This is a genomic window from Moheibacter stercoris (assembly GCF_040545805.1).
GTDB lineage: Bacteria > Bacteroidota > Bacteroidia > Flavobacteriales > Weeksellaceae > Moheibacter > Moheibacter stercoris.
The window spans coordinates 1-9,134 of the sequence record NZ_JBEPMO010000032.1 but is presented as its reverse complement, the minus strand read 5'-3'; the positions used below and the strand labels follow the sequence as shown (position 1 = coordinate 9,134).

Here is a 9,134-nt window from a genome sequence, read left to right as displayed (position 1 = left end):
GCCGTAATCGCAGTGTGCAACAAGCTTCTAAAGCAAGTTTATGGATGCGTTAAAAATGGAACTTTGTATCAAGATGATTATGTTAAAAAAATAGCATAAAATATTTGGTTTTTTACACAGTTCATGTTATATATAGCCCTTTTTTGTGATGCGTTTTGTTTAGTTGGTAAAAGTATAAATATCCTAAAAAATCAAATAATCCCCGTTCTCTAATTTTGAAAGCTTTTAAATTACAACAACTTAAAAAACTGAATACTCTTTTTCATTAACTTTGCTGTATGAGGAGAGTACTCGCCATATTGTTTATATCCGTGTATCTTATTTCAACAACTGAATTAGGTCAGTTGCTGAAATTCCCTATGCTGGTAGAACATTATTTCGAACACAAAGAGAAAGATCCTCAGATTTCTGTTATAGATTTCTTAGTATTCCATTATAAAGGAAATCACCTCGAAAATCATCCAAAGGATGACGATTACGAACAAGATAAGAAACTACCGTTTATTGTTCATACCGATGTTTTGAGTATCAGTTTTGTACTCACCCCACCTTTTAGTTTTGAAATAGAAACGAAAATCCCTGTGAGTGAAGAACCAAAAGCCCTGCCTTTGGACGATACATTCTCTGACAAAAACTATCTTTCAGCTATCTGGCAACCGCCCAAATACTGTTAATTTTTCTTGGACAGATTTTTAATTGAATTCGCTTTTGCGGATGCTGTCTCTGTATGTCTGTACAGAAAGCATATTGCCGCAGCATAAGCCTGTTCCCAATTAATCATCTGCGTTTTTTCGGGCTTTGCACCACCAGTGTATGCCTGCAAATCCCGTATTCCATTCATCATTAGCAGTATTACAAATTATGTTAGATAAAATTATTGAGTTTTCTATTCGGAATAAACTCATAATCGGGCTTTTTACCATAGCCCTTATCGGCTTGGGCTTATACGAAGCCACCAAATTGCCGATTGACGCGCAACCTGATATTACCAACAATCAGGTGCAGGTCATTACTGTAGCTCCTTCATTGGGAGCGACCGACATCGAACGTCTGGTTACTTTCCCTATCGAACAGGCAAACAGCAATATCAACGGCATCACCGAAATACGTAGTTTTTCCCGCTTCGGATTATCGTTGGTGACTATCGTCTTTGACGACAATACCGATGTGTATTGGGCAAGACAGCAGGTTTCCGAGCGGCTGCAAACCGTACAGAACGAAATCCCCGACGGTGTAGGTACGCCCGAACTGGGGCCTATTTCCACCGGATTGGGAGAGATTTACCAATACGTGGTAAGACCCGAAAAAGGGTTTGAAAACCAATTCGATGCCACCGAACTGCGTACCATTCAGGACTGGATCGTAAGGCGACAACTATTAGGTGTAAAAGGTGTTGCCGAAGTCAGCAGCTTCGGAGGTAAGCTGAAACAATATGAAATTGCGGTCAATTTCAACAAACTGCAATCGCTGAACCTCAGCATCAGTGACGTATTCACGGCATTGGAAAATAACAACCAGAATACCGGAGGTGCTTATATCGAAAAAGGCCCTACCGTGCTTTATATCCGTAGCGAAGGACTGATCGGTAATAAAGTAGATATAGAAAACATTTCGGTCACGGCTACGCAGGATGGTATTCCTGTATTGTTGAAAGATGTTGCCGAAGTGAAAACAGGCTATGCCACACGCTATGGAGCTATGACCTACAACGATCAGGGGGAAGTGTCCGGTGCGGTGGTGATGATGCTCAAGGGAGCCAATAGTGCCGAAGTTATCAAAAATGTAAAAGAACGCATTGCCGTTATCCAGAAAACATTGCCCAAAGGTGTGGTCATTGAACCTTTTCTCGACCGTACCAAGATGGTCAACAATGCCATCAGCACCATTGAGACCAACCTTGCCGAAGGAGCCTTGATCGTGGTCTTTGTACTGGTCTTGTTCCTCGGAAATTTCAGGGCAGGATTTCTGGTTGCCTCTGTCATACCGCTGTCGATGCTGTTTGCCATCATTATGATGAATTTGTTTGGCGTGAGCGGTAACCTGATGAGCTTGGGAGCATTGGATTTCGGATTGATTGTGGACGGAGCGGTCATCATAGTCGAAGCCGTGCTGCACCAGTTGCACGGAAAGAAATTTGCAGTTGCCAATCGTATTTCGCAGGACGAAATGAACAATCAGGTCAGCAATTCGGCTACCAAAATGGTCAACAGTGCCGTATTCGGTCAGCTCATTATCCTGATTGTGTACCTGCCTATTTTCACGCTCGAAGGCATCGAGGGAAAAATGTTCAAACCGATGGCACAGACCGTAGCTTTTGCCCTAATCGGTGCATTCATCCTTTCACTGACCTATATCCCGATGATGAGTTCATTGGTGTTGAGTAAAAAAATCAAGCACAAACCCAATTTTTCCGACCGCATTATGCAAAAGTTGGAAAACATTCATCACAAAGCACTCGCTAAGGTGCTGCATTTTCCAAAAATGGTTATTGGTGTAGTGGTTGCCCTGTTCATCGTTGCGGTGCTTATCTTGTCCCGCTTGGGAGGCGAATTTATTCCGGCATTGGAAGAAGGCGATTTTGCGGTAGATACCCGTGTATTGACGGGAAGTAATCTGAAAACAACGGTTGAATACACGCAGAAAGCAGCCCATATACTCATCAGGGATTATCCCGAAGTAGAAAAGGTCGTGACCAAAATAGGAAGCGGTGAAGTACCCACCGACCCGATGCCGATGGAAGCGAGCGACCTGATGGTGATACTGAAAGATAAAAAGGAATGGACATCTGCCAAGACCTTTCCCGAACTGGCTGAAAAAATGGGAAAATCCCTTGAAGCTGTTCCGGGTATTACCACGGGTTTCCAATATCCAGTGCAGATGCGTTTCAACGAACTGATGACCGGAGCAAGGCAGGATGTGGTCTGCAAGATTTTCGGTGAAGATCTGGATAGCCTGTCGGCTTATGCAGCCCGCTTCGGCGAAATCATCAAAACGGTTGAAGGGGCTCAGGACTTATACATCGAACCCATTACTGGAATGCCGCAGGTGGTAATCAAATACAACCGTGCAAACATTGCCCAGTACAATCTGGATATAGCCGGCATCAATAAAGTCGTGAACACTGCTTTTGCGGGGCAAAGCACGGGAAAAGTATATGAGGGAGAAAAGCGTTTCGACCTGATGGTTCGTCTGGACGAAACACAACGTGAAAATCTACAAGATATACGCAACCTGCTCCTCCCAACGCCCAAAGGCAACCATATACCCCTGTATCAGGTAGCTGATGTGCAGATCATTGAAGGTCCTGCACAGATCCAACGGGAAGATGCCAAAAGAAGGATTGTGGTTGGTTTCAACGTTCGTGGACGTGATGTACAGAGCATCGTCAACGAATTGCAGGGTAAAGCCGATAAACAGATGGCATTTTCGCCCGGCTACTACGTAACCTATGGCGGAGCATTTGAAAACCTGAATGAAGCCACCAACCGATTGATGGTAGCCGTTCCTGTTTCGCTGGCATTGATATTCATTCTGCTGTATTTTGCCTTTCGTTCCGTCAAGGAAAGTTTGTTGATTTATACCGCCATTCCTCTGTCTGCAATCGGCGGAATATTCCTGTTGGCATTGCGTGGAATGCCGTTCAGCATCAGTGCAGGCATTGGTTTCATTGCCCTTTTCGGGGTAGCCGTACTCAACGGGATTGTGCTTATCGCAGAGTTTAACCGGATGAAACAAACGGGCGATAAAGACCTGTACCAGATAGCATTGCTTGGAACAAAGACAAGGCTTCGTCCGGTACTGATGACCGCATTCGTAGCATCACTCGGTTTCTTACCGATGGCGGTGAGCAACGGTGCAGGAGCTGAAGTGCAACGTCCGTTGGCAACGGTGGTTATCGGTGGTTTACTGTTTGCCACATTTCTGACCCTTTTTGTATTGCCTACTTTATTTGTGTTGTTTGAAAAACTTAAATTTCCCAAGCTGACATTCGGCAGGAAAAGTGCAACACTGCTTATTTTGTTGGGTTTAAGTGGTTCGGCATTTTCGCAAAGCATCACACTCGAAGAAGCGGTAAAAATGGCTACGGAAAACAACCTGTCGGCAAAAAGCCAAAACCTGCTTGCCGAATATTATAAAAAGCGGACGGCTACCGGAGCCAACATTCCACAGGCTGTCGTAACGGGCGAATTCGGGCAGGTCAATAGTGGTACTTCCGATAATAAATTCGGGATTTCACAATCTTTCAGTTTTCCGACTGTGTATAGCAACCAAAAGAAATTGCTGAACGAAGAATGGAATTCGGCAGTGATTTCGGTGAACCTGAACAAGCTGGACATCCGCAAGACGGTAAGCGAGCTGTTTTACCAGATTTTGGTTTTGCGTGAGCGGGAAAAAATCCTGAACCGTACCGATGAAATGTATAAAGGTTTTTTAGAAAAAGCTTCTCTGCGAATGGAAAGCGGTGAAAGCAACCTGCTTGAAAAAACGGCTGCCGAAGTGCAACGGGAAAACATTGCTATACAATTAAAAGCGTTGGCAAACGAAATCGAATTGGCAAAAATACAGCTTCAACTGATGCTGAATGCTGACACCCGCTATGAACCATCGGCTTCCGACATCGTTGTTATGGATGGACTTTTTGATGCGGATGTAGATGTCGTACAACATCCGGTCTTGCTATTGTCGGCACAGGAAATCGAAAAAGCAAAAGCATCGGTTCGATTAGAAAAATCGAAGCTGTTGCCCAATCTGTCCGTTGGTTATTTCAACCAGAGCTTCAGGGATTTGAACAGCAATCGCTTTAATTCCTTTCAGGTGGGGGTAGGCATACCTATTTTTTTCAAAGCACAGAAATCACAGATCAAAGCAGAGGAACAACGTATTCTCTTCACGGAAAATGAACTCGCTTTGCGTAAAGCCGCATGGGAAAGCGGGTATGAAGCGGCATTGCAGCAATACCGGACACAGCTTGACATCGTCGGGACGTATAAGCAAAAACAATTGCCGGCAGCCGAGCAGATTTTCAAAACAGCAGAAGAACAATTTGCCAATGGCGAAATCAATTACTTAGACTGGGTGATGCTTAATAATCAGGCGATACAGATACAGCGTGATTATTACGATGCCGTGATGCAGCTCAATTTCCAAATCATCAATCTTCAATATCTCATTTCAAAATAAATTATTCAAATGAAAAATATAGTCGGAATTTTCGTTTTGCTCCTGTTATGGAGTTGCGGAAATAAGGAAAACACAACAGAAGAAAACACTACGGAAGCTACCGAAAATGTGTTGAAACTATCGGACGAACAGCTAAAAGCATTCTCGCTGACGACCGTTGAATTACAAGAAAGAAACGTTACCAAAACGCTGAAACTGAGCGGAACGGTGGACGTACCGCCACAAAACCTCGTGTCGGTAAGCAGTGCATTAGGCGGATATGTAAAATCCACGAAATTGCTGCCCGGAATGCACTTCCGAAAAGGTGAAGTGATTGCCGTAATGGAAGACAACCAGTTTATCCAACTGCAACAGGATTACCTGACGGCAAGGGCTCAATTGCAAAATGCAGAAGCCGAATACCACCGCCAGAAGCAATTGAACCAGAGTAAAGCAAGCAGTGATAAAGTGTATTTGCAGGCAAAAGCCAATTATGAAACGCTGCTCATCAGCCAAAAGGCACTGGAAGAAAAACTGCGGATGATCCACATCAACCCTTCTAATGTTTCGGTGAACAACATCAAACGTACTGCATCTGTGTATGCACCTTTTGACGGTTTCGTTTCCCAGGTTTTTGTGAATGTAGGCAAATACGTTTCGCCATCGGATGTGCTGTTTGAACTCGTAGATCCGAAAGATCTGCATCTGAACCTGAAAGTATTTGAAAAAGATTGGGATAAAATAAGCATCGGACAATCGCTTACGGCATACACCAACAGCCATCCGGAAAAGAAATACGGAGGCGAAATCATTCTGATCAGTAAAAATATTTCCCAAGACCGTGCTGTGGAGGTTCACGCCCATTTCACGGAAAGCAATGCACAGCTTATTCCCGGTCTGTATATGAATGCCGAGGTTCCCATACCCGAAAGCAAGGCATTGGCACTACCGGAGGAAAGCATTTTGGCGTTTGAAGGAAAACATTACGTCTTTGAAGTATTGGACAAGAACAGTTTCAGAATGACAACAGTAGAAATCGGAAACACTGGCGATGGTTGGATAGAGATTGTCAACGGAAACCAATTGAGCGGTAAAAAAATCGCACAGAAAGGGGCTTATACTTTATTAATGGCACTAAAAAATACCGCAGAGGATTAAGATGAAGCCTGTATTGTTATTGATGACTTTTCTGTATGCCTTGGGCTTAAAAGCTCAAACAGGAGGCAACGACACATTAAGCATTGACGATAAAGCGTATAAATTTTCGGCAAAAAAACTGATCGTTCCTTCTGTTTTGATTTCATACGGACTATTGAGTTTGATGTCTGATGATTTAAGATCATTGAACCAGTCTACACGCCACGAAACAAGGGAACATATCATTGCCGGAGCAACTATAGACAACTATATGCAGTATGCTCCAGCAGCAGCCATATATGGGCTTAATCTTGCAGGTGTTAAAGGAAAACATAAATGTAAAGACAGAACCATTATCTATGCGACGTCTCAATTAGTCTCCGCAGCATTGGTACTGCCCACAAAACAATTCGTAGGCGAAGAACGCCCCGATGGTTCTAATAATTTTTCTTTCCCTTCCGGACATACGGCTACGGATTTCTCATCAGCCCATTTTATGTTCAGGGAATATAAGGACCGTAATTTCTGGCTTAGCATATCAGGGTATCCTGTGGCAGCTATGACAGGAATATACAGGGTATTCAACGATAAGCATTGGGTCGGTGATATTGTTGCTGGTGCAGGCATTGGTATCTTGTCCACCGAAATTGCCTATTGGCTGTTTCCTCTCACATCGAAATGGTTCTCGTCAAAAGAAGAAAGGGAAGAATTGTCTGTGGTTCCTTTCTATCAATCCAAAACTGTTGGACTTACAATTATTAAAACATTCTAAAACAATGAAAACAATTATTAAAAAAGAGTTTACTGTAACTCATAGAATCTTGCACTGGTCATTTGAACTTCTGATGACCGTACTGTTCATCACCGGATTTTTAAGAATGCAGTGGATGGGTAGAAAGCCCATTGTTGCGGTCATCGAGCAGGATGCTCCCGGAGTGATGACAAAGGAACAGACAAAGGCTATAGTCAATGATATTCTTAATCCAATGTGGCAATGGCACGAATACGCATCGTATATCATCATTTTTATCTTCTTAATGAGGATTGCTTATATGTTGATGAAAGGAGTTCGTTTCCCCAATCCTTTTATCGGAAAACAGTCCATAAAAGAACGTTTGCAAGGGATGACATATATATTATTTTATGTGTTTGTCATTATTGCCGGTATCACTGGATTTTATCTCAAATGGGGAAACGGGGAATGGAAAGAGCCTATGGAAACTGTACATAAGCTGGCGATATACTGGTTTCCGATTTTTATATTGGTACACATTACAGGCATTGTTATAGCAGAATTAACAGGCAAAAAGGGAATAACGTCTAAGATGATTGGTGGTAATTAAAATATTTAGAATAAGATGAAGCATTTTGAATTAGAAAAACATTACGTCAATAAGTCGGGCTGGATAAGAGCAGCCGTGTTGGGAGCTAATGACGGTATATTGTCCACAGCGAGTATCATTGTGGGTGTTGCTGCGGCAAGCGACAGCCGGGAAACGATTATTCTGGCAGCATTGGCAGGTTCTATTGCCGGAGCAATGTCTATGGCTGCGGGGGAATACGTGTCGGTAAGCTCCCAGTCGGATATAGAAAAATCTGACCTCGACAGAGAACAAAAGGAACTGGAAGAAATGCCGGAAATAGAGCTTAATGAACTGGCAAAAATCTACCAAAAAAGAGGCTTGGATAAAGAACTTTCTTTGGAAGTAGCCCGTCAGCTCACAGCTTATGATGCCTTGGGAGCTGACGCACGGGACGAACTGGGTATCAATGAAATCACAGAAGCAAAAGCCGCCTGTAGCGGTTTTGCTTCTTTCGCTTCCTTTATCGTAGGTGCGGCATTGCCCTTTGTGGTATCTGTATTTGCTCCTGTTGAAAAAATGATATATAGCCAGTACGTTTTTGCATTGTTGTTTTTGGTTGTTTTGGGTATTGTAGCTGAGACAATCCTATCATGACAAAACAAAGGGGAAAGTCCGATTGGTGCTTTTAGGACATTCTCGAATTTGGATACAAAAAGAGGTTTTTGCTTACCAAGATTTTTTTCAAAACATCATGAAACCAGAAAATAGGATTTATAAATCGCATGCTTTTCATCCGACAATTCATTGGGAAGAATCTTATTCAACCTGTTATCCCGATCTCGAATATTACGCAAAATCGGCTCTTTTACTGGTGCAAAACTTTAAATTATTAAAAAAGAAATCAATCCCAAATAATGATGAGGGTTTGGAAAATTTATTTTTTCAAGCTTTCTATAGAATTCTTAGGACCTTCATCTTTGCAAAACTTAATTATTTACCACATTATTTGTCGGCTCAATCTCTTTGGGAACTATGTTTGTACGCCGAACCCAAACTTGAAAAATTAGAATATTTAATGGAGGAAATAAAGGGAAATAAATTTTTTCAATGTTTTGAAAAACATTCCCATTTTCACCATGATTTGACAAAATTATCCAAGAATGATCAAAAGCGAATGAAAGAACTGCTTGAGAACCTCCAAGAAAGTTTAGAGATTTCGGTGAAAAACGCTTTAGGAAAAGAACTTAATCATTCTTAATTAACCAAAATTTGAATACTTTAGAGTTGCTCCATAGATAGTGTATAGATAAAGCATAGATAGTGTATGAAGACTGTATGAATTATATAGGAAGATTGTAAAGATTTCTGAGCAAAGAAATAGGATTTAGGTATGAGTGAAAAACTCTTTTCAATATATCTCAATTAACAAAAACAAAATAAAAAGAGGCTGTCTCAAAAGACAGTCTCTTTTTTATGCTTAATATTTTTTTTTTTGCTTCTTGGATATTAAAATTTCATTTTTCTAGCTTAAAA

At 41.9% G+C, this 9,134-nt stretch carries 6 protein-coding genes; all 6 read left to right on the top strand.

The window, feature by feature from the left end; all coding sequences use genetic code 11:
• Positions 1-278 precede the first annotated feature (278 nt).
• The gene (locus ABID46_RS13420; protein WP_354510962.1) at positions 279-674 is read left to right on the top strand and encodes a hypothetical protein; all 396 of its coding nucleotides are present in this window, start codon (positions 279-281) and stop codon (positions 672-674) included.
• A 187-nt stretch (positions 675-861) separates the two neighbouring features.
• Positions 862-5,181 (top strand): CusA/CzcA family heavy metal efflux RND transporter, encoded by a 4,320-nt coding sequence (locus ABID46_RS13415; RefSeq protein WP_354510964.1) that lies wholly within the window; start codon positions 862-864, stop codon positions 5,179-5,181.
• A 9-nt stretch (positions 5,182-5,190) separates the two neighbouring features.
• Positions 5,191-6,318 carry an efflux RND transporter periplasmic adaptor subunit gene (locus ABID46_RS13410; protein ID WP_354510960.1) on the top strand — a complete coding sequence of 376 codons (1,128 nt, stop codon included), beginning with the start codon at positions 5,191-5,193 and terminating at the stop codon, positions 6,316-6,318.
• A gap of 1 nt (position 6,319) precedes the next feature.
• Positions 6,320-7,069, top strand: coding sequence for a phosphatase PAP2 family protein (locus tag ABID46_RS13405; protein WP_354510958.1), 750 nt, complete (start codon positions 6,320-6,322; stop codon positions 7,067-7,069).
• Between the two features lie 4 nt (positions 7,070-7,073).
• Positions 7,074-7,640: a cytochrome b/b6 domain-containing protein gene (locus tag ABID46_RS13400; protein ID WP_354510956.1), complete on the top strand. Its 567-nt coding sequence runs from the start codon at positions 7,074-7,076 to the stop codon at positions 7,638-7,640.
• A gap of 15 nt (positions 7,641-7,655) precedes the next feature.
• Positions 7,656-8,255: a VIT1/CCC1 transporter family protein gene (locus tag ABID46_RS13395; RefSeq protein WP_354510954.1), complete on the top strand. Its 600-nt coding sequence runs from the start codon at positions 7,656-7,658 to the stop codon at positions 8,253-8,255.
• Positions 8,256-9,134: the final 879 nt, after the last annotated feature.

Excerpts from the sequence above, each read along its gene's own strand:
- ABID46_RS13420 (WP_354510962.1), top strand. The coding sequence starts at position 279 with ATGAGGAGAGTACTCGCCATATTGTTTATATCCGTGTATCTTATTTCA.
- ABID46_RS13415 (WP_354510964.1), top strand. The coding sequence starts at position 862 with ATGTTAGATAAAATTATTGAGTTTTCTATTCGGAATAAACTCATAATC.
- ABID46_RS13410 (WP_354510960.1), top strand. The coding sequence starts at position 5,191 with ATGAAAAATATAGTCGGAATTTTCGTTTTGCTCCTGTTATGGAGTTGC.
- ABID46_RS13405 (WP_354510958.1), top strand. The coding sequence starts at position 6,320 with ATGAAGCCTGTATTGTTATTGATGACTTTTCTGTATGCCTTGGGCTTA.
- ABID46_RS13400 (WP_354510956.1), top strand. The coding sequence starts at position 7,074 with ATGAAAACAATTATTAAAAAAGAGTTTACTGTAACTCATAGAATCTTG.
- ABID46_RS13395 (WP_354510954.1), top strand. The coding sequence starts at position 7,656 with ATGAAGCATTTTGAATTAGAAAAACATTACGTCAATAAGTCGGGCTGG.